General features: G+C 55.7%; 22 protein-coding genes, 1 pseudogene and 1 other annotated feature. Of the genes and pseudogenes, 14 read left to right on the plus strand and 9 right to left on the minus strand.

Features of this window, described 5'->3' with window-relative positions; translation table 11 throughout:
- Positions 1-128: 128 nt before the first annotated feature.
- Both SPG90_RS00830 and ykgO read left to right on the plus strand, forming a co-directional pair.
- Positions 129-389 carry a type B 50S ribosomal protein L31 gene (locus tag SPG90_RS00830; RefSeq protein ID WP_010428154.1) on the plus strand — a complete coding sequence of 87 codons (261 nt, stop codon included), beginning with the start codon at positions 129-131 and terminating at the stop codon, positions 387-389.
- A gap of 2 nt (positions 390-391) precedes the next feature.
- Positions 392-532, plus strand: coding sequence for a type B 50S ribosomal protein L36 (gene ykgO / locus SPG90_RS00835; protein WP_003859006.1), 141 nt, complete (start codon positions 392-394; stop codon positions 530-532).
- Here ykgO and SPG90_RS00840 read toward each other — a convergent pair.
- Positions 529-1,239: a GNAT family N-acetyltransferase gene (locus SPG90_RS00840; RefSeq protein ID WP_023310596.1), complete on the minus strand. Its 711-nt coding sequence runs from the start codon at positions 1,237-1,239 to the stop codon at positions 529-531. The two genes, ykgO and SPG90_RS00840, sit on opposite strands and share 4 nt — an antisense overlap.
- A gap of 101 nt (positions 1,240-1,340) precedes the next feature.
- On the opposite strand from SPG90_RS00840, the gene SPG90_RS00845 reads away from it, so the two are divergent.
- On the plus strand, positions 1,341-2,801 hold the full coding sequence (locus tag SPG90_RS00845; RefSeq protein ID WP_163353518.1) for a PLP-dependent aminotransferase family protein: 1,461 nt from the start codon (positions 1,341-1,343) through the stop codon (positions 2,799-2,801).
- On the opposite strand, the gene SPG90_RS00850 is transcribed toward SPG90_RS00845, so the two are convergent.
- The 6 genes from SPG90_RS00850 to acrA all read right to left on the minus strand — a co-directional run bounded on the left by SPG90_RS00850 (position 2,773) and on the right by acrA (position 9,609).
- Positions 2,773-3,240, minus strand: coding sequence for a YlaC family protein (locus tag SPG90_RS00850; RefSeq protein WP_045400719.1), 468 nt, complete (start codon positions 3,238-3,240; stop codon positions 2,773-2,775). The genes SPG90_RS00845 and SPG90_RS00850 overlap by 29 nt on opposite strands.
- Before the next feature lie 117 nt (positions 3,241-3,357).
- Positions 3,358-3,909 (minus strand): maltose O-acetyltransferase, encoded by a 552-nt coding sequence (gene maa / locus SPG90_RS00855; RefSeq protein ID WP_126302949.1) that lies wholly within the window; start codon positions 3,907-3,909, stop codon positions 3,358-3,360.
- 205 nt (positions 3,910-4,114) lie between these two features.
- Complete coding sequence (locus SPG90_RS00860; protein ID WP_008499287.1) at positions 4,115-4,333, minus strand: HHA domain-containing protein; 219 nt, start codon at positions 4,331-4,333, stop codon at positions 4,115-4,117.
- Between the two features lie 27 nt (positions 4,334-4,360).
- Entirely contained in the window at positions 4,361-4,735 is a 375-nt protein-coding gene (gene tomB / locus SPG90_RS00865; RefSeq protein ID WP_008499288.1) for an Hha toxicity modulator TomB, read from the minus strand.
- 511 nt (positions 4,736-5,246) lie between these two features.
- Positions 5,247-8,393 (minus strand): multidrug efflux RND transporter permease subunit AcrB, encoded by a 3,147-nt coding sequence (gene acrB / locus SPG90_RS00870; protein ID WP_126302948.1) that lies wholly within the window; start codon positions 8,391-8,393, stop codon positions 5,247-5,249.
- Positions 8,394-8,415: 22 nt separating this feature from the next.
- A complete protein-coding gene (gene acrA, locus SPG90_RS00875) occupies positions 8,416-9,609 on the minus strand; it encodes a multidrug efflux RND transporter periplasmic adaptor subunit AcrA (protein WP_023310601.1) in 1,194 nt (397 codons plus the stop codon).
- A gap of 141 nt (positions 9,610-9,750) precedes the next feature.
- Between acrA and acrR the strand changes: the two genes are divergently transcribed.
- A complete protein-coding gene (gene acrR / locus SPG90_RS00880) occupies positions 9,751-10,404 on the plus strand; it encodes a multidrug efflux transporter transcriptional repressor AcrR (RefSeq protein WP_023310602.1) in 654 nt (217 codons plus the stop codon).
- A gap of 113 nt (positions 10,405-10,517) precedes the next feature.
- On the plus strand, positions 10,518-13,865 hold the full coding sequence (gene mscK, locus SPG90_RS00885) for a mechanosensitive channel MscK (protein WP_045400726.1): 3,348 nt from the start codon (positions 10,518-10,520) through the stop codon (positions 13,863-13,865).
- 41 nt (positions 13,866-13,906) lie between these two features.
- Here the strand turns inward: mscK and rsmS are convergent.
- A pseudogene (rsmS, locus tag SPG90_RS00890) lies at positions 13,907-14,075 on the minus strand (pleiotropic regulatory protein RsmS); the annotation flags it as partial.
- Positions 14,076-14,089: 14 nt separating this feature from the next.
- Positions 14,090-14,617 carry a primosomal replication protein N'' gene (gene priC, locus SPG90_RS00895; RefSeq protein WP_163353519.1) on the minus strand — a complete coding sequence of 176 codons (528 nt, stop codon included), beginning with the start codon at positions 14,615-14,617 and terminating at the stop codon, positions 14,090-14,092.
- A 50-nt stretch (positions 14,618-14,667) separates the two neighbouring features.
- Here priC and SPG90_RS00900 point away from each other — a divergent pair, with 50 nt between their 5' ends.
- The 9 genes from SPG90_RS00900 (at position 14,668) to SPG90_RS00940 (ending at position 24,033) form a co-directional block, all read left to right on the plus strand.
- On the plus strand, positions 14,668-15,045 hold the full coding sequence (locus SPG90_RS00900; RefSeq protein ID WP_163353520.1) for a DUF454 family protein: 378 nt from the start codon (positions 14,668-14,670) through the stop codon (positions 15,043-15,045).
- Positions 15,046-15,195: 150 nt separating this feature from the next.
- The gene (gene apt, locus SPG90_RS00905; RefSeq protein WP_000127359.1) at positions 15,196-15,747 is read left to right on the plus strand and encodes an adenine phosphoribosyltransferase; all 552 of its coding nucleotides are present in this window, start codon (positions 15,196-15,198) and stop codon (positions 15,745-15,747) included.
- Between the two features lie 88 nt (positions 15,748-15,835).
- Entirely contained in the window at positions 15,836-17,764 is a 1,929-nt protein-coding gene (gene dnaX / locus SPG90_RS00910; RefSeq protein ID WP_047173826.1) for a DNA polymerase III subunit gamma/tau, read from the plus strand.
- Positions 17,094-17,158: a sequence feature (DnaX frameshifting element), on the plus strand. It overlaps the preceding gene by 65 nt.
- 53 nt (positions 17,765-17,817) lie before the next feature.
- Positions 17,818-18,150: a YbaB/EbfC family nucleoid-associated protein gene (locus tag SPG90_RS00915; RefSeq protein ID WP_003858972.1), complete on the plus strand. Its 333-nt coding sequence runs from the start codon at positions 17,818-17,820 to the stop codon at positions 18,148-18,150.
- Entirely contained in the window at positions 18,150-18,755 is a 606-nt protein-coding gene (gene recR, locus SPG90_RS00920; protein ID WP_023310608.1) for a recombination mediator RecR, read from the plus strand. Before SPG90_RS00915 ends, recR begins: the two co-directional genes overlap by 1 nt.
- A 110-nt stretch (positions 18,756-18,865) precedes the next feature.
- A complete protein-coding gene (gene htpG, locus SPG90_RS00925) occupies positions 18,866-20,740 on the plus strand; it encodes a molecular chaperone HtpG (protein ID WP_126302947.1) in 1,875 nt (624 codons plus the stop codon).
- A 194-nt stretch (positions 20,741-20,934) separates the two neighbouring features.
- The gene (gene adk, locus SPG90_RS00930; RefSeq protein ID WP_006809841.1) at positions 20,935-21,579 is read left to right on the plus strand and encodes an adenylate kinase; all 645 of its coding nucleotides are present in this window, start codon (positions 20,935-20,937) and stop codon (positions 21,577-21,579) included.
- 124 nt (positions 21,580-21,703) lie between these two features.
- Positions 21,704-22,666 carry a ferrochelatase gene (gene hemH / locus SPG90_RS00935; protein WP_023310610.1) on the plus strand — a complete coding sequence of 321 codons (963 nt, stop codon included), beginning with the start codon at positions 21,704-21,706 and terminating at the stop codon, positions 22,664-22,666.
- 62 nt (positions 22,667-22,728) lie between these two features.
- A complete protein-coding gene (locus SPG90_RS00940; protein WP_029741032.1) occupies positions 22,729-24,033 on the plus strand; it encodes an inosine/guanosine kinase in 1,305 nt (434 codons plus the stop codon).
- The last annotated feature ends 114 nt before the right edge of the window (positions 24,034-24,147 follow it).

The following is a 24,147-nucleotide window of genomic DNA, read 5'->3' on the forward strand; positions in this document are numbered from 1 at the left end:
CGTGGTTGGCATGGTTTTCATTTTATCTCAGGCAAATGAGAAAATATCGCCAGGCGAGAGGGGGTTGTTTTTTCAAACTGGCCTGGATATTATTTTGTAATGTTATAACAAAACATAAAGGATTTACGATGAAACCCGATATCCACCCAGCCTATCGCACCGTGGTATTCCACGACACCAGTGCCAATGAATACTTTAAAGTAGGCTCAACCATTAAAACCGACCGCGAAATTGAACTCGACGGTGAAACGTATCCGTACATCACCATCGAGGTTTCTTCAAAATCGCACCCGTTTTATACCGGTAAGCAGAAAACGTTCTCCACGGACGGCAGCGCAGCGCGCTTCCGCAAGCGTTTTGGCGGTTTTCTCAATGCGAAGCGGGGCTAACCATGCAGGTACTTAACTCATTACGCAGTGCAAAGCAGCGTCACCCGGATTGCCAGATAGTCAAACGCAAGGGACGCTTATATGTGATTTGCAAATCCAATCCGCGCTTTAAGGCGGTTCAGGGACGTAAAAAAAGACGTTAAACGCGCGTTTCTCGCCAGCTTTCCAGGGATCTTTTCTGTTTGCCATCGGCAGTAAAATTGTCGGTGGCAAGCCAGCTTTCAAAGGCGTTAGCCAGCGCCGGCCACTCTTTGTCGAGAATCGAAAACCAGTCGGTATCCCGGTTACGGCCTTTTATGACCAGTGCCTGACGAAAGCGTCCCTCAAACTGAAAGCCCAGACGCAGCGCCGCTTTGCGGGAAGGCTCGTTCAGGCTATTGCACTTCCACTCATAGCGCCGGTACCCCAGGGTATCGAACACGTACCGCATCAGCAGATACTGCGCTTCTGTCGACCCTGGCGTGCGGCTTAACAGAGGAGAGAAGTGAACGTGCCCCACTTCCACGACCCCGTTTTTAGGATCGATCCGCATCAGGGAAAGCGTACCGACAGGAGACTGGGTCCGGTTATCCATAACGGTAAAGTGGATGGGATCGGATAACTCACTTACGCTCGCCACCCATTCGGCAAACTCCTCTGCGGTGGCATCGGGTTCACGCAGCAGCCACGTCCAGCTGCGGGTATCTTCGGCCAGGGAATAGGCGGAGAACAACGCGTGGGCATGCTCCACGCGCAGCGGCTCAAGCCGACAATAGTGACCCTGAAGGACCACTCGGGACGGGTGCTGACGAGGCTGCCAGTCGATAAGGGCTTCACCTACGGGCTGCCCAAACGCATTGAATGTATTCATCTTTATTTCCGTGACGTTGAAAAGATCTCCAGATTAGTGAATTGCTGGTTCCTTAAAAAGAACCACCAGGCTATGTTTTTCTGGTACCACAAGGAGGGAAGATGAATATACCGGGTGATGAGCTTTACGCTTTGCTCCATGCTGCGCTGAAAAAGCGTGGGCAAGAGACGCTCCAGCGCGCGCTCTATCTCGCTTTGCGGGAGGCCATACTGGGCGGAAGGCTTCGGTCCGGCAGCCAGCTGCCCGGTTCGCGAACGCTGGCGCAGCAGATCTCGGTTTCCCGAAACACCGTCAATGCGGCGCTGGATCAGCTCGCGCTCGAAGGCTATTTGCTGCGTAACCGTCAGGGTACGCGGGTGGGGCAATTCGCTCATCGTACGATTGCCCGGGCATTGCCGGATCCTGACGTCAGGCTGACAAAACGGGTTGCCCTGCTGTCCGCGCCCGTGCCGCGCGACACCCCGGTGATGGCGTTTACGCCGGGAACGCCTGCTATTAACTATTTCCCCTTGCCGCTGTGGCGGCGATTGTACGATCGCGTCCTGCGCGAGGAGGGGAGTGCCCTGTTAGGCTATGGCGACCCGACCGGCGAGCCGTCGCTGCGGGCCGCGATTGCCCGGCATCTCGCCCTGTCTCGCGGTATCGACTGCGACGCCAGCCAGATAGTGATAACCGAAGGAGCGCTTGAGGGCGTCAATCTCTGCACAATTCTGTTAAGCGAGTCTGGCGATGTCGCCTGGGTAGAAAACCCCGGCTATAGCGGGGCAAAGAGTGCGTTTGTTAAAACCGGCCTGTCAATGACGGGAATACCGGTAGATGACGAGGGAATGTGCTGGGAAGGGCTGGATGCGCCTGCTCCTTCACTGATTTTTACCTCACCTTCGCATCAGTTCCCTTACGGGAGCGTGCTCAGCGCGCGGCGGCGGCTGGCGCTGCTGGAGCTGGCCCGGCAGCACAACGCGTGGATCATTGAAGACGATTACGACAGCGAGTTCCGCTATGCCGGTGAGCCCGTACCGGCGATGCTGGGAATGGTCAATAATGCGCCCGTTGTATATCTGGGTACGTTCAGTAAAACGCTTTTTCCCTCGCTCAGAATGGGGTTCATGGTGTTACCGCCAGCGCTGGCGAAAGCGGCTCGCCCGGCCATCGGCTCGCTGCTGCGCGGGGGACATCGTGCGGAGCAGCGTACCCTGGCGCTGTTTATTGAAGAAGGTCATTACGCCCGTCATCTTGCCGCCATGCGTAGGCTCTACCGTAAGCGCTACCGCCAGCTGCGTGAGGTGCTGTGCGCAGAGCTTTATTCTCCGCACCGCATTCTGGCAGGCGAAGGGGGAATGCATCTGACGCTGGCGATAGACGGTATTGACGACCAGAGGCTGGTAGAGCAGGCGAGGGCGTTTCAGCTGGCACCCGCTGCGCTGAGCGGGTACTACCTGGAGGCGAAGCAGGGGCAAACCGGTCTGGTTTTAGGTTACGGCAATACCTCTGCTTCTCAGTTTGCGCCGGGGATCCGACGCCTGCAGACGTTAATTACGCAGCAGCAGGGCGGGAAAGGGTAAAGACATCATAGAAAGAGAGCTGACCTTTGGTGGAGACCATTTTCTGCAGTTTCTCTTTTTGCCCGGCTTCTACCGCCGGAGAGTGCATAATGTTTTCGATCAGCTCCTCTGGCACGTAACGCGTGTTGTACCATTCGCCGTTATAGCAGACCCGGAAATCGAGCACGTCGATATCTTCGTAACGGTAGCGCGGATTCACGTCGAAAAAGAAAAAGGCGTTAAAGACGACAAACAGTACAACCAGCAGCCAGACGGAGTCCACCAGCGTTTCGGACTTCAGCATCACAACAAGCGTCGCCAGCCAGGCGGCATACATGGCGACAAACAGTCCAGGATGTTTGCGAATAAAGCTAATGCTAAAGCGCGGGCGATTGTCGCGCTTTTCGCGGAGGTTAAGATCGTCGATGGTGGCGGTAAGCAGGCGCTGTATCTCGGTCATTTTTTGCCTTCATGAGAGTTGACAATACAGGGTATCTGCCAATTTTAGGGGAGCCATCAGGCTGAAAAAAGTAACAGTCTGGCGCTAAAAGACTATAACAGTTGACTCCCCGTAACCTCACAGCGTTTTGATGATTTTTGCCGGGTTGCCGCCAACGACGACGTTAGCCGGGACGTCTTTCGTCACGACGGCGCCGGAGGCCACGACCACATTATCACCAATGGTGACGCCAGGGTTAATGACCGCCCGGCCACCAATCCAGACGTTATTGCCAATATTGACAGGTTTTCCAAATTCCACGCCGCTGTTTCGTTCTTCCGCGTCCAGGGGATGGGTAGCCGTATAAATATGAACACCCGGCGCGAGCATGCAGTTATCGCCAATATGAACAGGGCAGACATCCAGCATCACGCAGTCGAAGTTTGCATAAAAGTTTTTGCCCAGATAAATGTTATATCCGTAGTCGCAGCGGAAGCTAGGCTCAATATAAGCTCCTGCGCTTTGTCCCAGAAGTTCCGCCAGAGTGTTCTGTCGTTCTGTTTTTTCATCAGGCGCGGTGTGGTTATAGCGGTAAACCAGATGGCGGGCCCGCAGTCGGTCAGCCCGTAACGTCTCATCGCCGGGGCGGTAATGTTCACCGGCAATCATTTTCTGTTTTTCTAAGCTCATTGGAAACCTCTCTGGATGTTATTACCGCAGGGTAATCGGAACCGGCCAGAAGGGGAACGTTCCCGAAAAGCCGTTGTGACTGTCGTCACAACATTGCTGCTGATGAACACGTTTTATACGGAGACCTGGCTTACGCACAGGGAGCATAACGGGACAGGTAAATACTCAGAACGAGGCGTAGAACTCTACAGACACCCTTCAAAGATTAACGGACAAATTTCCACACAGAAGTAGGGATTTTGTCATACAGCTTATTCATTGTCAGTTCAGCAAGACGATGGTCAGCGGCTGAATAAAATACCGCCAGTTCATTATCAGAAAGCTCGTATTTATTCTTTTCAATGACGCGCTCGAGCGTGTCAATTGACTGACAACGTCGTAAGCGCATCAAATAATCGATTTTTGTGAGTGGTTTATCAGACATAAATTCACCTTAGTAATTGTAATAATTTTAACAGGAAAGACTCACCGGGTTAGCTCTGCTCACGTTGACGAAACAGCGGAATAGCCGATTTCCCGATTTACGCCATTTTTGCAAATCCTGAGCGTTAATGCCGTAACTGCTGAACAACATAAAGGTGTCGTCCAGGTATTCATCAATTTGCTCAATGAGCTTATTATCTTCATTGTACTTAATTTTATAATTAAGTGCGAAGGTTGCGATATGCTCTATCAGCTCATTCAACTGTAAATTGATGGCAGACGTTGGGTCGTTTACCCAGCCATGGTTGCTTTCATCAAGATTGGCAAGGCAGTCATGGTACAAGGATTCGCAGAGAAATTTCAACTGCGCGATATCATGCCTTTTTGGCGAGTACTCGTCCATAGCGCATCCCCTTCTGAGTGATTTCTTACTCACCGAACATCATTGTCGGGATGGATACAACTGACTTAGCTACATGAGTGCTGTGTTCCTGATAACCTAACTATAAGCCACTCCTTCCTGGATTTCACCGCGCTATTACGAAAAATTACAAATAAAAACCGCAGGCTGGGAGCGTGTACGCAAATGGTCACCCTGGACTCAACGTTTTTATCCAAATTAACGACGGGGTTTTATCGCTTCCTTACGTTTCATCAGCTTAGCAAAAATGATAAGAAAAGTTCAGATTCAGACTTATCTTTGTAAGAACTTCTTATTAGGAATATTCCTAATACCTTAAGCGGGGAAATGAAATTAAAAAAATCCTGAATTCACCGATTAAGGTATCAGTTAATTATGATATGTCTATTTAAGATGGCAGAAAATAAATAGAGCCACAATAAGCGTAATTTATGATTTTTTCTGAAAATGAAAAAGGCCGCTAATGCGGCCTTTTTATCATGTGGAACCGGTATCAGTTAGGTTCTACCGAATGACTGTGCTCAATATCTTCATTTTTACGGCTGAAGCGGCGGCGAACCACCACGAAGAACACCGGTACGAAGAAGATAGCCAGTACGGTCGCGGTGATCATCCCACCCATAACGCCTGTACCTACCGCATTCTGCGCGCCGGAACCCGCACCGGAGCTGATAACCAGCGGCAGTACGCCGAGGATAAACGCCAGCGACGTCATCAGGATTGGGCGCAGACGCATACGAACCGCCTCAAGCGTCGCCTCAATAAGGCCTTTGCCTTCTTTCTCCATCAGATCTTTGGCGAATTCAACGATAAGTATCGCGTTCTTCGCCGACAAGCCAATGGTTGTCAGCAGGCCTACCTGGAAGTAAACGTCGTTGGTCAGTCCACGGAACGTTGCTGCAAGCAGCGCACCGATAACCCCGAGTGGAACCACCAGCATAACGGAGAACGGAATCGACCAGCTCTCGTACAGTGCCGCCAGACACAGGAAGACCACAATCAGTGAAATGGCGTACAGGGCAGGGGCCTGGTTACCGGACAGACGTTCCTGATAGGACATACCGGTCCAGTCGTAGCCGATACCCGCAGGCAGCTTGCTTGCCAGTTCTTCCATGAGGTTCATGGCTTCCCCGGTGCTTCGGCCCGGCGCTGCCTGACCCAGGATCTCCATTGATGGCAGACCGTTATAGCGTTCCAGACGCGGTGAACCGTATTCCCAGCGTGAGGTTGAGAACGCCGAGAATGGTACCATCTGACCATTGCTGCCGCGCACGAACCAGCTGTTGATATCGTTCGGCAACATACGGTACTGCGCCTCGGACATCACGTACACTTTCTTCACACGACCGCGGTCGATGAAGTCGTTAACGTAGCTACCGCCCCAGGCTGCGCCCAGCGTGGTGTTGATGTCACTGATGGATACGCCCAGCGCCTGGGCTTTCTCCTGGTCGATATCGATCTTGTACTGTGGCGTATCTTCCAGGCCGTTTGGACGCACGCCGACCAGCAGGTCAGGGTGTTTAGCGACTTCACCAAACAGCTGGTTACGCGCCTGCGTCAGTTTTTCGTGACCCAGACCGCCCTGGTCGATCAGCTGGAAGTCGAAGCCGGTTGCGGTACCCAGTTCAACAATCGCTGGCAGGTTAAAGGCGAATACCATCGCATCTTTAATCTGCGAGAAGGTGCCCATTGCACGGCCGGTGATGGCTTCAACCTTGTTCTCTTTGCCCGGACGTTCAGACCAGTCCTTCAGAGAGACGAAGGCAATACCGGTGTTCTGACCGCGACCCGCAAAGCCAAAGCCGTTAACCGCAAACACGGATTCAACGTTGGCTTTCTCTTTGGTGAGGTAGTAATCGGTCATCTCATCCAGCACTTTCTGGGTACGCTCTTGCGACGCACCCGCCGGAAGCTGAGCCATACTCAGGAACACGCCCTGATCTTCGTCCGGCAGGAAGGAGCTTGGCAGACGAACAAACAGGTAGGCCATGCCCACCACGATGATGATATAGAGCAGCAGGTAACGACCGGTGCTGCGCAGGATGTTGCCCACGCTGTCGGTGTAGTGGTGCGTGCTCTTGTCAAACATGCGGTTAAACCAGCCGAAGAAGCCTTTATGCTCGCCGTGACCGCCTTTCTGAATCGGCTTCAGCATGGTGGCACACAGGGCTGGCGTCAGGATCAACGCCACCAGTACCGACAGGGCCATCGCGGAAACGATGGTAATGGAGAACTGACGGTAAATCGCACCGGTAGAGCCTCCGAAGAAGGCCATCGGGATAAATACCGCAGACAGCACCATCGCGATACCGACCAGCGCGCCCTGGATCTGACCCATGGATTTACGGGTAGCTTCCTTCGGCGGCAGACCTTCCTCCGCCATCACACGCTCGACGTTCTCGACCACGACGATGGCGTCATCCACCAGCAGGCCGATGGCGAGCACCATCCCGAACATCGTCAGGGTGTTTATCGAGTAGCCAAATATCGACAGGATCGCAAAGGTCCCGAGCAGAACAACCGGCACGGCAATCGTTGGGATAAGCGTCGCGCGGAAGTTTTGCAGGAACAGGTACATCACCAGGAATACCAGGATGATGGCTTCGATCAGCGTCTTAACCACTTCATGAATCGAGATTTTGACGAACGGCGTGGTGTCGTACGGGTAAACGATTTTCAGACCTGACGGGAAGAACGGTTCCATTCTCTTCAGCTCTGCGCGGATCGCCGTGGCGGTGTCCAGGGCGTTAGCGCCTGTCGCCAGTTTGATACCCAGACCGGAAGCCGGCTTGCCGTTGTACTTCGCGATGATGTCGTAGTTCTCACCGCCCAGCTCAACTTTTGCCACGTCACGCAGGCGAACCTGCGAACCGTCCTGATTCACTTTCAGCAGAATTTTGCTGAACTCATCGGCTGAGGTCAGACGGGTCTGCGCGATGATCGAGGCGTTAAGCTGCTGGCCTTTCACCGGCGGTGTACCGCCTAACTGACCGGCCGCCACCTGGGCGTTCTGCGCTTTAATCGCACTGATCACGTCAACCGGTGTAAGCTGGAAGTTGTTCAGCTTGTTCGGATCCATCCAGATACGCATCGCGTACTGGGAACCGAACAGCTGCACGTCACCCACACCGGAAGTACGGCTAATAGCGTCCTTCATGTTGGCGCCCACGTAGTCAGAAATATCTTCCTGCGTCATGGTGCCGTTGGTGTTGATAACGCCGACAACCATCAGGAAGCTACTGGACGATTTCTCGACGCTCACACCCTGCTGTTGTACTTCCTGCGGCAGCAAAGGCATTGCCAGCTGCAGTTTGTTCTGCACCTGAACCTGCGCAATGTCAGCATCCGTACCTGACTGGAAGGTCAGGGTGATCTGAACCGTACCGGTGGAGTCACTGTTTGAGGACATGTACATCAGGTTATCGATACCGTTCATGTTCTGTTCGATAACCTGGGTAACGGTGTCCTGCACCGTTTTCGCATCAGCCCCCGGGTAGGTTGCGGAAATTGTCACCGCCGGTGGCGCAATCGTTGGATATTGCGCGACAGGCAGCTTCAGGATCGCAAGTCCCCCGGCCAGCATGATGATAATGGCGATCACCCACGCAAATATGGGGCGATCGATAAAGAAATTAGGCATGTCTTAACGGCTCCTGTTTAAGTTAAGACTTGGTTTGTTCTGACTGGCCAGCGGCCGAAGCTTGTTGTTTATCGTCAGATTTCACTTCCTGTGCTTTAACCTGCGCGCCAGGACGAACTTTTTGCAAACCAGTAACAATCACGCGATCGCCATCTTTCAGACCTTCCGTCACCAGCCATTTATCGCCAATCGCCTGGGTGGCGGTGATATTGCGCGTTTCGACTTTGTCGTCAGCCCCAACAACCAGCGCGCTCGCATCGCCGCGTGGCGTACGGGTGACACCCTGCTGTGGAACCAGAAGTGCGGTTGGATTCGTTCCTTCTTCCAGACGCGCGCGAACGAACATACCTGGCAGCAGATTTTTGTCAGGGTTCGGGAAAATCGCACGTAAGGTGATGGAACCGGTAGTCTGGTCGACCGTCACGTCAGAGAATTCCAGGGTACCTTCCTGCGGGAACTTGATACCGTCGTTGGTAATCAGCTCCACTTTGGCTTTGCCGTTTTCCTGTTTCAGGGTGCCGTTAGCCAGCTCCTGTTTCAGGCGCAGGAAATCGTTGCTGGACTGCGTCACGTCAACGTAGATCGGATCGAGCTGCTGCACGGTCGCCAGCGCAGTAGTTTGCCCGTTTTGCACCAGTGCCCCTTCCGTGACGGAAGATTTACCAATACGACCACTAATAGGGGAGGTCACTTTGGTATAGGCCAGGTTAATGCGCGCGGTTTCGACGGCCGCTTTGGCTGCCACCACGGCCGCGTTAGCCTGCTGTGCATCCGCCAGGGCAGTATCGTAATCCTGTTGGCTGATGTACTTCGTACCGAGCAGTTTTTGGTAACGGTTCAACGTCAGCTGAGCAATTTTGGCCGCTGCCTGTGCTTTCGCCAGGTCGCCTTTCGCACTTTCATAAGAGGCCTGATAGGTTGCTGGATCAATCTGATACAGAGACTCACCGGCCTTCACATCACCGCCTTCGGTGAAGTTACGCTTCAGGATAATGCCGCTAACCTGAGGACGCACTTCCGCAATGCGGTAAGCATTGGTACGGCCTGGTAATTCGGTGGTGATTTGTAGAGGTTCAGATTTGAGCGTCACGACGCCTACTTCTGGCGCCTGCTGAGCTCCTTGTTGAGCTGGTTTGTCGTCACATCCTGTTAGCGCTAAGCTGCCTGAGAGCATCAGAACGACCGCCAGAGGCGTTAACCCTCTGTTTTTGTTCATATGTAAACCTCGAGTGTCCGATTTCAAATTGATCAAGGGTCCTGAGTCTAAAAACCCATTGCTGCGTTTATATTATCGTCATGCTATGGTACATACATTCACAAATGTATGTAAATCTGACTCCTGTAAATTCACCCACCTATGGCACGAAAAACTAAACAACAAGCGCTGGAAACCCGACAACACATTCTGGATGTGGCAATACGTTTGTTCTCGCAGCAGGGTGTTTCATCCACCTCGCTGGCGCAGATTGCTCAGGCTGCCGGTGTGACGCGAGGAGCGATTTACTGGCATTTTAAAGATAAGTCAGATCTGTTCAGTGAAATCTGGGAGCTTTCAGAGTCCAGCATTAGCGATCTCGAGAGTGAGTATCGGGCAAAATTCCCTGACGATCCACTCTCAGTATTGAGAGAAATATTAGTATATATCCTTGAAGCAACGGTAGTTGAAGAACGTCGCAGATTAATGATGGAGATTATTTTTCATAAATGCGAGTTTGTGGGCGAGATGGCGGTGGTGCAGCAGGCGCAACGCAGCCTTAGCCTGGAGAGCTATGATCGTATTGAACAGAATCTTAACCTCTGTATGCAGGCAAAACTGTTACCGGCCAATCTCTTGACCCGACGGGCGGCAATCCTGATGCGCAGCTACATTTCAGGTCTGATGGAAAACTGGCTTTTCGCGCCGCAATCCTTTGATCTCAAAGAGGAAGCCCGCAGCTACGTGGCGATTTTACTGGAAATGCTACAGCTCTGCCCCACGCTGCGCAGCGACGCGCCTTCGCTAACGGCCTGATCCCTTTCCAGGATTTATCTCAGAGGATAATGTTCGCGCTATTCTGCTTTCAGCGAGCGTGATATTCTTCACGCCGGACTATTTTCGGTCATCTTCTGACATCATTCACAACTATGCTGCCCATCAATCGCTCGCAACATCCTGTTTTTGCATTGCTCTTTGCGATGCTGTTTTTCTTCGCTACGGCGCCGCTGACCTGGGCCCGCGCCGATAACAGCAACGATATTCCCTCGCGCGGCGATGTTCAGTCGCAGCTCGACACGCTGAACAAACAAAAAGATCTCTCCCCTCAGGAGAAACTCGTCCAGCAGGATCTGACGGAAACGCTGGAAACGCTGGATAAAATTGAACGCATCAAAGCGGAAACCGTCCAGCTTCGCCAGAAGGTGGCGCAGGCCCCTGAAAATATGCGTAAGGCCACCGACGCGCTGAATGCTCTCAGCGATGTGGATAACGACGACGAGACGCGTAAGACGCTCTCGACGCTCTCCTTACGTCAGCTGGAGTCCCGCGTCGCACAACTGCTCGACGACCTGCAAACCGCGCAGTCGGATCTTGCAACGTATAACAGCCAGCTTGTTTCTTTGCAGACCCAGCCCGAGCGCGTGCAAAACGCGATGTACGCCGCGTCTCAGCAGCTGCAGCAGATCCGCAACCGTCTGAACGGCACGACGGTAGGCGAGGGTACGCTGCGCCCGACGCAGCAAACGCTGCTGCTGGTTCAGCAGACCTTGCTCAATGCGCAAATCGAACAGCAGCGTAAAAGCCTGGAAGGGAATACGGTGCTGCAGGACACGCTTCAGAAACAGCGTGATTACGTCACCGCGAATATTAATCGCCTGGAACACCAGCTTCAGCTGTTGCAGGAGGCGGTAAACAGCAAACGCCTGACCCTGACGGAAAAAACCGCCCAGGAGGCCGTATCGCCTGACGAAACCGCCCGCATTCAGGCAAATCCTCTGGTGAAACAGGAGCTCGAGGCCAACCACCAGCTTAGCCAGCGCCTGATACTGGCGACGGAAAACGGCAACTCGCTGGTTCAGCAAAATATCAAAGTGAAGAACTGGCTGGATCGCGCGCTGCAGGCTGAGCGCAACATCAAAGAGCAGATTGCGGTCCTGAAGGGCAGCCTCCTGCTGTCGCGTATTCTCTACCAGCAGCAGCAGACGCTCCCTTCCGCCGATGAGCTGGAAGACATGACCAACCGCATTGCGGATTTACGTCTGGAACAGTTTGACGTCAACCAGCAGCGCGATGCCCTTTTCCAGAGCGATGCCTTTGTCGCCAAAATTGAAGAGGGGCATTCCAGCGACGTGAACCCTGAAGTGCACGACGCGCTGCTCCAGGTCGTCGATATGCGTCGCGAGCTGCTGGACCAGCTCAACAAACAGCTGGGCAACCAGCTGATGATGGCCATTAACCTGCAAATCAACCAGCAGCAGCTGGTGAGCGTCTCGAAAAGTCTGCAGGAGATCCTGACCCAGCAGATTTTCTGGGTAAACAGCAACAAGCCGATGGACTGGGACTGGGTCAAATCCTTCCCGGAGACGCTGAAAACGCAGATTAAGAGCATGAAGATCACCGTAAACTGGGAGAAAGCCTGGCCTGCGGTCATGATTGCTTTCCTGGCCGGTTTACCGCTGCTGCTGATTGCCGGTCTGATCCGCTGGCGTCTGGGCTGGCTGAAAAAATACCAGGCGAAGCTGGCCTCCGAAGTGGGGCAGCTGCGCAACGATAGCCAGCTCCATACGCCAAAAGCGATTCTCATCGATCTCATCCGCGCCCTGCCGGTGTGCCTGATTATTCTGGCTGTGGGCCTGATTCTGCTCACCATGCAGCTCAACGTCAGCGATCTGCTGTGGGCGTTCAGTAAAAAGCTGGCGCTGTTCTGGCTGGTGTTTGGCGTGTGCTGGAAGGTGCTGGAAAAAGACGGCGTGGCGGTGCGTCATTTCAACATGCCAGCGCAGCTGACCAGCCACTGGCGTCGTCAGATTGTGCGCATTAGCCTGGCGCTCCTGCCGCTGCACTTCTGGTCGGTTGTCTCTGAGCTTTCTCCGCTGCATCTGATGGATGACGTGTTGGGCCAGCTGGTCATCCTGCTGAACCTGCTGCTGATTGCGATCCTGATGTGGCCGATGTGCCGCGATAGCTGGCGTGATAAAGAGTCCCACAATATTCGTCTGGCCACCGTGACGGTGCTGGCGATCATTCCGCTGGCGCTGATGGTGCTGACGGCAACGGGCTACTTCTATACCACGCTGCGCCTGTCCGGGCGCTGGATTGAAACGGTCTATCTGGTGATCGTCTGGAACCTGCTCTATCAGACCGTGCTGCGCGGCCTGAGCGTGGCGGCTCGCCGCATTGCCTATCGCCGTGCCATCGCGCGTCGTCAGCATCAGGTGAAAGAAGGAGCCGAGGGCGCGGAGCCGCAGGAAGAGCCGACCATCGCGCTGGAGCAGGTTAACCAGCAGACGCTGCGCATCACCATGCTGGTGATGATCGCCCTGTTTGCGGTGATGTTCTGGGCTATCTGGTCCGATCTTATTACCGTTTTCGCCTATCTCGACAGTATTACCCTCTGGCAATACAACGGTACCGAAGCGGGCGCTGCGGTCATGAAAAGCGTGACCATGGGCAGCCTGCTGTTTGCGCTGGTGTCGTCGGTGGTTGCCTGGGCGCTGATTCGCAACCTGCCAGGCCTGCTTGAAGTGCTGCTCCTGTCACGTCTGAATCTCCGCCAGGGGGCGTCCTACGCCATTACTACGATCCTCAACTACGTGATCATTATTGTCGGGGCGATGACGGTCTTTGGCTCGCTTGGCGTCTCGTGGGATAAACTGCAGTGGCTGGCGGCCGCCCTCTCGGTCGGTCTTGGTTTTGGCCTGCAGGAGATCTTCGGTAACTTTGTGTCCGGCCTGATCATCCTGTTCGAACGTCCGGTACGAATCGGCGATACGGTTACCATCGGCACCTTCTCCGGTACGGTCAGTAAGATCCGTATCCGTGCCACCACCATCACCGACTTCGATCGCAAAGAGGTGATCATCCCGAACAAAGCGTTCGTGACCGAGCGCCTGATCAACTGGTCGCTCTCCGATACGGTGACGCGCGTGGTGATCCGCCTGGGCGTAGCCTATGGATCGGATCTGGAGAAGGTGAAAGAGGTGCTGCTGAAGGCGGCGTCAGAACATCCGAAAGTGATGCACGATCCGGCTCCGGCAGTCTTCTTCACCACCTTTGGGCCGAGCACGCTGGATCACGAGCTGCGTTTATACGTGCGCGAGCTGCGCGACCGCAGCTATACGGTGGATGAACTTAACCGCTCTATCGATCGTCTGTGTCGTGAAAACGATATTAATATCGCCTTCAACCAGCTTGAGGTTCACCTGCGCAACGAGAAGGGTGATGAGCATACGGAAGTGAAGCGCGACATTAAGGGTGACGATCCTACGCCTGCATAATCTATTTTCCCTCTGCCCTCAGGGGCGAGGGAACGATTTTCCCCCTCTCCCTCAGGGAGAGGGCCGGGGTGAGGGTAATTTACCTTCAAAATCCCGCCGTACAATCTCCAGCGCCTTAAGCACCGTTTCGGCGGGGATCTCATGATTCTCCAGCAGCATAATCAAATCGACGGCCAGCTTGACCTCATCGGGTGCATTTTCCAGCGACATGGGTGTGGCTCCTGTTAACGGGTCAAACGTTCAATGACGCGCTCAATCTCATCCAGCGCCTGACGGCAGCGGACGATGCGTCCTTCCAGCGCGCTAATCTCGCGCATCAATAGCTGCTGCTCTTCCAGCGTTTCGCTGTTGTTCAGCCGCGTCTCGCGCTCGCGCTTCATCTCAAACAGCCGGCGCTCAAACTCCTGATTCTCCAGCCGCTTGCGCTGCCATTTACCGAGCCCCGGCGAGGCGCTGTCCCAGGCGCGCAGCGGCCAGGCGGCGATTTCGCGATGCAGAGCGGTGATCTGCTCTGTGAGATGCTCCGCAAGCCACGCCACCTGTTCCTGCTGTTCACTCTCAACCGCATGGCGAAGCTCGTCGAGGTTGGTCTGCGCTTCTGCCAGATAATCCTGAATGACGGTGCTGCGGGTACGAAAAAGCTGCCGGTCAAAGCGCGGTTTCAGCGTGGCGTGGCCCATCAGCGGTGTAGCCTGCTCCCGCAGAGCAATGAGCTGATTTTGCAGCCTCTCAAGAAGCAGTGCTGTTTTCAAGGCGCTCTCCAGTGGTAAAGTAGCCGTTCAGTTTGATAACGATTCGCATTATGAAGCGTACTATTTTAATCATCATTGGCTGGCTCGCGGTAGTGCTTGGCACGCTGGGCGTGTTTTTACCCTTGCTGCCGACCACGCCGTTTATCCTGCTGGCGGCCTGGTGCTTCGCCCGCTCGTCGCCGCGTTTTCACCACTGGCTGCTCTATCGCTCATGGTTTGGCGGCTATCTGCGGCACTGGCAAAAACACCGGGCCATGCCGCCCGGCGCGAAGCCGCGCGCGATCGCTGCGATCCTCATTACCTTCGCTATTTCATTATGGCTGGTGAAAATGATGTGGGTACGTATTCTTCTGCTGGCGATCCTCTCCTGCCTGCTTATCTTCATGTGGCGGATCCCCGTGGTTGATGAAAAGCAACAAAAGCACTGAAGCCTTATCATGACTGTTGCAATTATTGCGCACAGCCAGTAAATTCGACCGTTTTCGAGCACAGGTGCGCCTGGTCAAAGGTTAAACAATTGTTGCCTTGGCCGACTCGTTGCGCGCTGTGAGTAACACTGTTTCATTTAGGCAAAACCGATGACCGCAACTGCACAGCAGCTTGAATATCTGAAAAACAGCATCAAAAGCATCCAGGACTATCCAAAGCCTGGCATTCTTTTCCGTGATGTCACCAGCTTGCTGGAAGACCCGAAAGCGTACGCGCTCAGCATTGAACTGCTGGTCGAGCGTTATAAAAACGCCGGGATCACCAAAGTAGTAGGTACCGAAGCCCGTGGCTTCCTGTTTGGCGCACCGGTTGCGCTGGCGATGGGCGTGGGTTTTGTGCCGGTGCGTAAGCCGCGCAAACTGCCGCGTGAAACCATTGCTGAGAGCTATGAACTGGAGTACGGCACCGATCAGCTGGAGATCCACGTTGATGCGATCAAGCCTGGCGACAAGGTGCTGGTGGTCGACGATCTGCTGGCAACCGGTGGTACCATCGAAGCGACCGTGAAGCTGATCCGTCGTCTGGGTGGTGAAGTGACCGACGCGGCATTCATCATCAACCTGTTCGATCTCGGCGGTGAACAGCGCCTGGAAAAACAGGGCATCACCAGCTACAGCCTGGTGCCTTTCCCGGGTCATTAATCCCGGTTTTCACAACCTCGCTCAATGGGTGAGGTTGTGATAGCATTCCCCTCCATAAATTCACCTTCCAGCGTTGCAGAGCCTGCCCATGAGTTATCAGGTGTTAGCCCGTAAATGGCGACCACAAACCTTTGCTGACGTTGTCGGTCAGGAACATGTGCTGACGGCCCTGGCGAACGGCTTGTCGCTAGGTCGCATCCATCACGCCTATCTTTTTTCCGGCACCCGCGGCGTCGGTAAGACCTCTATTGCCCGTTTGCTGGCAAAAGGTCTCAACTGCGAAACCGGGATCACCGCCACGCCGTGCGGCGTGTGTGATAACTGCCGGGAGATCGAGCAGGGGCGTTTTGTCGATCTGATCGAGATCGACGCCGCCTCGCGCACCAAAGTGGAAGATACCCGCGATCTGCTCGATAACGTACAGTACGCCCCGGCGCGCGGCCGCTTCAAGGTCTACCTGATCGATGAAGTGCACATGCTGTCACGCCACAGCTTCAACGCCCTGCTGAAAACGCTGGAAGAGCCGCCCGCGCACGTGAAGTTCCTGCTGGCGACCACCGATCCGCAAAAGCTGCCGGTCACGATCCTGTCGCGCTGCCTGCAGTTCCACCTTAAGGCGCTGGACGTTGAGCAGATCCGCGCGCAGCTTGAGCACATTCTTGATGAAGAGAAAATTGTCCACGAACCGCGCGCCCTGCAGCTGCTGGCCCGCGCGGCGGACGGCAGCCTGCGTGATGCGCTCAGCCTGACCGACCAGGCGATTGCCAGCGGTGACGGCAAGCTCTCCACCGAGGCGGTCAGCACCATGCTCGGCACGCTGGATGACGATCAGGCGCTGTCGCTTATCGAAGCGATGATCGCCGCCAACGGCGAACGCGTGATGTCGCAGGTGAACGCGGCCGCTGCCCGGGGTATCGAATGGGAAGGACTGCTGGTTGAGATGCTCAGCCTGCTGCACCGCGTGGCGATGCTGCAGCTTTCTCCGTCCGCCATCGGTGCGGATATGGCCGCTATTGAACAGCGGATGCGTGAGCTTGCCCGCACCGTGCCGCCTGCCGACGTGCAGCTGTATTACCAGACGCTGCTGATTGGCCGCAAAGAATTACCGTTCGCGCCGGATCCACGGATGGGCGTTGAAATGACGCTGCTGCGCGCGCTGGCATTCCATCCGCGCATGCCATTGCCGGAGCCGGAAGCGCCGCGGCAGTCTTTCGCGCCGGTCGCCCCTACGGCGGTGATGTCGCCGCAGCAGGTGCCGCCGCAGCCGACGCCGCCGCCACAGCAGAACGTTCCGCTGTCGGATGCCACCAGTTCGGTGCTTGCCGCACGCAGCCAGCTGCAGCGTGCGCAGGGAGTAACCAAACCAAAAAAGAGTGAACCGGCAGCGCCAGGAAGAGCGCGGCCGGTGAACAACGCCGCGCTTGAACGTCTGGCCTCGGTAACGGAGCGCGTACAGTCGCGTCCTGCACCGTCCGCGCTCGAGCAGAAAGCCCCGGTGAAAGAAGAGGCTTACCGCTGGAAGGCAACCACCATCACCGAAGCGGTGAAGGAAGAGGTCGCCACGCCGAAAGCGCTGAAAAAGGCGCTGGAGCATGAGAAAACGCCGGAGCTTTCCGCGAAGCTTGCCGAAGAGTCCATTGCGCGCGACGCCTGGGCCGCCGAGGTCAGCAAACTCCAGCTGCCGAAGCTGGTCGAGCAGGTCGCGCTGAATGCCTGGAAAGAGCAGGACGGCAATCAGGTGCGTTTGCACCTGCGTCCGGGTCAGCGGCACCTCAATTCCCCTGGCGCGCAAAAGGCGCTGGCGGAGGCGCTCACCGCATTACAGGGCGCACCGGTTGAATTGACTATCATTGAAGATGATAATCCGGCAGTGAAAACGCCGCTCGAGTGGCGCCAGGCCATTTATGAAGAAAAGCTCGCGCAGGCGCGCGAGGCGATTATTGCGGATAACAACATTCAGACCCTGCGCCGGTTCTTCGACGCCGATCTGGATGAAGAGAGTATTCGCCCCATTTGATCGTGAGTCTGACTTACGGTTGTAATCCTTAAACGTGAAAAAGAGAGAAGCCTATGTTTGGTGGAAAAGGCGGTCTGGGTGGCCTGATGAAGCAGGCTCAGCAGATGCAGGAAAAAATGCAGAAGATGCAGGAAGAGATCGCTCAGCTGGAAGTCACGGGTGAGTCCGGTGCCGGGCTGGTCAAAGTGACCATCAACGGTGCGCACAACTGCCGTCGCGTGGAAATCGACCCGAGCCTGCTCGAAGACGACAAAGAGATGCTGGAAGATCTGGTTGCAGCCGCGTTTAACGATGCCGCTCGCCGTATCGACGAAACTCAGAAAGAGAAAATGGCCTCTGTTTCCAGCGGTATGCAGCTGCCGCCTGGCTTCAAGATGCCATTCTGATGCAAACCAGTCCGCTGCTCACGCAGTTAATGGAAGCACTGCGCTGCCTGCCGGGCGTTGGCCCGAAGTCGGCGCAGCGCATGGCGTTTACGCTATTGCAGCGCGACCGCAGCGGCGGGATGCGCCTGGCGCAGGCTTTAACCCGCGCCATGTCAGAAATTGGTCACTGTGCGGATTGCCGCACTTTTACCGAGCAGGAGGTGTGTAACATCTGTACGAACCCGCGTCGTCAGGAAAACGGTCAGATTTGCGTGGTGGAGAGTCCGGCGGACATCTACGCCATCGAACAAACCGGGCAGTTTTCCGGCCGCTACTTCGTGCTGATGGGGCATCTTTCCCCGCTGGACGGTATTGGCCCGGATGATATCGGTCTTGACCGCCTTGAACAGCGTCTTGAGTCCGAAACCATCAAAGAGGTGATCCTCGCCACCAACCCAACGGTGGAAGGGGAGGCAACCGCCAACTACATCGCTGAACTGTGCTCGCAGTACGGCGTTGACGCCAGCCGCATTGCCCACGGCGTGCCGGTGGGCGGCGAGCTGGAAATGGTCGACGGCACCACGCTGTCGCACTCTCTGGCCGGGCGTCACAAGATTATTTTCTGACCAAACGGAGGCTGCGCGCGCGGCCTCCGCTTGAAAATTCCCCCCCTTATCCCCATCTCTCACTCAACGTTTTAAAACCCCATTAAATGGCATTGTTGAGGTCGACATAGATGAAAGGACAAGAAACCCGTGGTTTCCAGTCAGAAGTAAAACAGCTTCTGCACCTGATGATCCATTCCCTGTATTCCAACAAAGAAATTTTCCTGCGTGAGCTGATTTCCAACGCCTCGGACGCGGCGGACAAGCTGCGCTTCCGCGCGCTGTCTAACCCGGACCTGTACGAAGGCGACGGCGAGCTGCGCGTGCGCGTCTCGTTCAATAAAGAGAACCGCACCCTGACCATCGCCGATAACGGCATCGGGATGAACCGCGACGAGGTGATCGACCACCTCGGCACCATCGCCAAATCCGGCACCAAAGCGTTCCTCGAGTCCATGGGCTCTGACCAGGCGAAAGACAGCCAGCTCATCGGCCAGTTCGGCGTGGGCTTCTACTCGGCGTTTATCGTGGCCGACAAAGTCACCGTGCGCACCCGTGCGGCAGGCGACAGCGCCGAGAACGGCGTGCTGTGGGAATCCAAAGGGGAAGGCGAGTACACCGTTGATGACATCACCAAGGCGGATCGCGGGACCGAAATCACCCTGCACCTGCGCGAAGGGGAAGACGATTTCCTGAACGACTGGCGCGTGCGCTCCATCATCAGCAAATATTCCGATCACATCGCCCTGCCGGTAGAGATTGAAAAACAGGAAGAGAAAGACGGTGAAACCGTGGTCTCCTGGGAGAAGATCAACAAGGCGCAGGCGCTGTGGACGCGCAATAAGTCTGAAATTAAAGACGACGAATACAACGAGTTCTACAAGCACATCGCCCACGACTTTACCGACCCGCTGACATGGAGCCACAACCGCGTGGAAGGTAAGCAGGAGTACACCAGCCTGCTGTACATTCCGGCACAGGCGCCGTGGGACATGTGGAACCGCGATCACAAGCACGGCCTGAAGCTGTACGTGCAGCGCGTATTCATCATGGACGACGCCGAGCAGTTCATGCCGAACTACCTGCGCTTCGTGCGCGGTCTGATAGATTCCAACGATCTGCCGCTGAACGTCTCCCGTGAAATTCTGCAGGACAGCACCGTCACCCGTAACCTGCGCAACGCCCTGACCAAACGTGCGCTGCAGATGCTGGAAAAACTGGCGAAAGACGATGCGGAAAAATATCAGACCTTCTGGAAACAGTTCGGCCTGGTGCTGAAAGAAGGCCCGGCAGAAGACACCGCGAACGTTGAAACGATCGCCAAACTGCTGCGCTTCGCCTCTACGCATACCGACTCCTCCGCGCAGACCGTGTCGCTGGAAGAGTACATCTCCCGCATGAAAGAAGGGCAGGAAAAGATCTACTACATCACCGCCGACAGCTACGCGGCGGCGAAGAGCAGCCCGCACCTGGAGCTGCTGCGTAAGAAAGGCATCGAAGTGCTGCTGCTCTCTGACCGCATCGACGAGTGGATGATGAACTACCTGACCGAGTTCGACGGTAAGGCGTTCCAGTCCGTAGCCAAAGCCGACGAGTCCATCGACAAGCTGGCGGATGAAGTGGACGAAAGCGCGAAAGAAGCCGAGAAGGCGCTGGAGCCGTTCGTTGAGCGCGTGAAAACCCTGCTGGGCGAGCGCGTGAAAGAGGTGCGCTTCACGCACCGTCTGACCGACACTCCGGCCATTGTCACCACCGATGCGGACGAAATGAGCACCCAGATGGCGAAGCTGTTCGCTGCGGCGGGCCAGGCGGTACCGGAAGTGAAATATATCTTTGAGCTTAATCCGGATCATCCTCTGGTGAAACGCGCGGCGGATACCCAGGACGACGCCCGCTTTGCCGAGTGGGTTGAGCTGCTGCTGGATCAGTCCCTGCTGGCCGAGCGCGGCACGCTGGAAGATCCTAACCTCTTCATTAAACGTGTGAATGCGCTGCTGCTGGCGTAATTGACCACGCCTCCCCTGGTCTTCTCCCTCTCCCGTGGGAGAGGGCCGGGGTGAGGGCTCCAGACCGCACTAACCCAAATAATCTCCCTCCGTTAACCGTTTCAGCCTTCCCGCCTTCCTTGAGCGATGTCCGTTCTGGTGGTATTGTTTAGCGCTTTTGAAAAATTGAAACGACTTTTGAGGGGATTTTCGCAATGCGTATTATTCTGCTTGGCGCTCCGGGCGCGGGTAAAGGAACTCAGGCTCAGTTCATCATGGAGAAATACGGTATTCCGCAAATCTCCACCGGTGACATGCTGCGCGCCGCTGTAAAATCTGGCTCCGAGCTGGGTAAACAAGCGAAAGACATCATGGACGCAGGCAAGCTGGTGACCGACGAGCTGGTGATTGCTCTGGTCAAAGAGCGCATTGCTCAGGAAGACTGCCGTAACGGTTTCCTGCTGGACGGCTTCCCACGCACCATTCCTCAGGCTGACGCCATGAAAGAAGCGGGCATCAACGTGGACTACGTTCTGGAGTTCGACGTACCGGACGAGCTGATCGTTGACCGTATCGTTGGCCGTCGCGTACACGCTGCTTCTGGCCGCGTTTACCACATCAAATTCAACCCACCTAAGGTTGAAGGCAAAGACGATGTGACCGGCGAAGAGCTGACCACCCGTAAAGACGATCAGGAAGAGACCGTGCGTAAACGCCTGGTGGAATACCATCAGATGACCGCGCCGCTGATCGGCTACTACACCAAAGAAGCGCAGGCGGGTAACACCAAATACGCCAAAGTTGACGGCACCAAAGCCGTGGCTGACGTACGTGCAGAGCTGGAAAAAATCCTCGGCTAATCGCGCGCCTCTCACCCGGGCTCCCGGGTGAGAAATATTCTCATCTTACCTATTACAGCAATGGGTTTCGTTTAAACGCATTTCCGCTACAATTGACAACCTATCAAATGGTTAAGAGGCGTGAATGAGTCAGGCGAAAACCGGCATCCTGCTTGCCAATCTGGGCACTCCAGAAGCACCTACATCAGACGCGGTAAAACGCTACCTGCGACAATTTTTAAGCGACACGCGCGTCGTGGATTTCCCGAGACTGCTGTGGTGGCCGCTGCTGCGTGGCGTCATTCTGCCGATTCGTTCTCCGCGCGTCGCCAAACTCTATCAGTCCGTCTGGATGGAAGAGGGCTCGCCGCTGATGGTTTACAGCCGTCGCCAGGAAAAAGCGCTGGCCGCCCGCCTGCCGGATATGCCCGTCGCGCTCGGCATGAGCTACGGAAAACCGTCCCTGCAAAGCGCGGTGGAATCACTGCTGGCGCAGGGCGTGGACCATATCGTCGTGCTGGCGCTCTACCCGCAATACTCCTGCTCGACGGTGGCCGCCGTCTGGGACGAGCTGGCCCGCATTCTGGCGACCCGCCGCCGCATTCCGGGCGTGACCTTTATTCGCGACTATGCGGATAACGATCTCTACATCAAGGCGCTTGCCAACAGCGCGCGCGCGTCGTTTGAAAAGCACGGCGAGCCGGATCTGCTGCTCCTTTCCTATCACGGGATCCCGCAGCGTTTCGCCAATGAAGGGGATGATTATCCGCAGCGCTGCCGCGATACCACGCGCGAGCTGGTCTCCGCCCTTGGCCTGCCGCCGGAGAAGGTGATGATGACCTTCCAGTCGCGTTTCGGCCGCGAGCCGTGGCTGACGCCTTATACCGATGAAACCCTCAAAATGCTGGGTGAGAAGGGCGTGAAGCACATTCAGGTGATGTCGCCGGGCTTCTCGGCCGACTGTCTGGAAACGCTGGAGGAGATCGCGGTGCAAAACCGGGAATTTTTCCTTGAGGCTGGCGGCGAAAAGTACGAGTACATTCCGGCGCTTAACGACTCGCCTGAGCATATCGACATGATGGTCTCGCTGGTAACGAACAGCCGCTGATCGCACTCCGGGCCGGGTTTGTGCTACCATTCCCGGCCCATATTCTTCGTACAGTTCAGACCATGAAATTTCCCGGTAAACGCAAATCCAAACACTACTTCCCCGTCGATGCCCGCGATCCGCTCCTGCAGCAAATCCAGCCTGAAAACGAAACCAGCGCGGCATGGGTCGTCGGTATCGATCAGACGCTGGTGGACATTGAAGCGAAAGTGGATGATGCGTTTGTCGCCCGTTACGGTCTGAGCGCCGGTCACTCGCTGGTGATTGAGGACGACGTTGCCGAAGCGCTGTACCAGGAGCTGGTGCGCGAAAACCTGATTACCCATCAGTTCGCCGGTGGCACCATCGGCAATACCATGCATAACTACTCCGTGCTGGCCGACGACCGCTCGGTGCTGCTCGGCGTGATGTGCAGCAATATTGAAATCGGTGGCTATGCCTACCGCTATCTCTGCAACACCTCCAGCCGTACCGATCTGAACTACCTTCAGGGCGTCGACGGGCCTATTGGCCGTTGCTTTACGCTGATTAGCGATTCCGGCGAGCGTACTTTTGCCATCAGCCCGGGTCATATGAATAAGCTGCGCGCCGAGAGTATTCCGGAAGAGGTGATCGCGGGCGCCTCGGCGCTGGTGCTGACCTCCTACCTGGTGCGCTGTAAGCCGGGCGAGCCGATGCCGGAAGCGACCATGAAAGCGATTGAGTACGCGAAGAAATACAACGTGCCTGTCGTTCTGACGCTGGGCACGAAATTTGTTATCGCCGATAACCCGGAGTGGTGGCAGGCGTTTCTGAAAGAGCACGTCTCGATTCTGGCGATGAACGAAGAAGAGGCCGAAGCGTTGACCGGCGAAAGCGATCCGCTGCTGGCGTCTGACAAAGCGCTGGACTGGGTGGATCTGGTGCTCTGCACCGCGGGTCCAGTTGGGCTGTACATGGCGGGCTTCACGGAAGAAGAGAGCAAGCGCAAAACCCAGCACCCGCTGCTGCCCGGTGCGATTGCCGAGTTCAACCAGTACGAGTTCAGCCGCGGCATGCGCTACAAAGATTGTGTGAATCCGCTGCGTATCTACTCCCATATCGCGCCATACATGGGCGGACCGGAGAAGATCATGAACACCAACGGTGCGGGCGACGGCGCGCTGGCCGCACTGCTGCACGACATCACCGCTAACGCCTACCACAAAACCAACGTGCCGAACTCCAGCAAGCACAAGTTCAGCTGGCTGACCTATTCCTCACTGGCGCAGGTGTGTAAATATGCCAACCGCGTGAGCTATCAGGTGCTGAACCAGCACTCCCCACGCTTAACACGTGGCCTGCCGGAACGGGAAGACAGCCTCGAAGAGGCCTACTGGGACAGATAAAAGCAAAACGGTAACCCTGGTTGCCGTTTTTAGTGTTTGTTCCCTCTCCCCGAGGGAGAGTGCCTGGGTGAGGGCATCAGGCCGCACAAGGTAAAAGCAAAACGGCAACCTGTG

The sequence above is a fragment of the Enterobacter sp. D2 genome, from assembly GCF_034427575.1.
GTDB lineage: Bacteria > Pseudomonadota > Gammaproteobacteria > Enterobacterales > Enterobacteriaceae > Enterobacter > Enterobacter cloacae_M.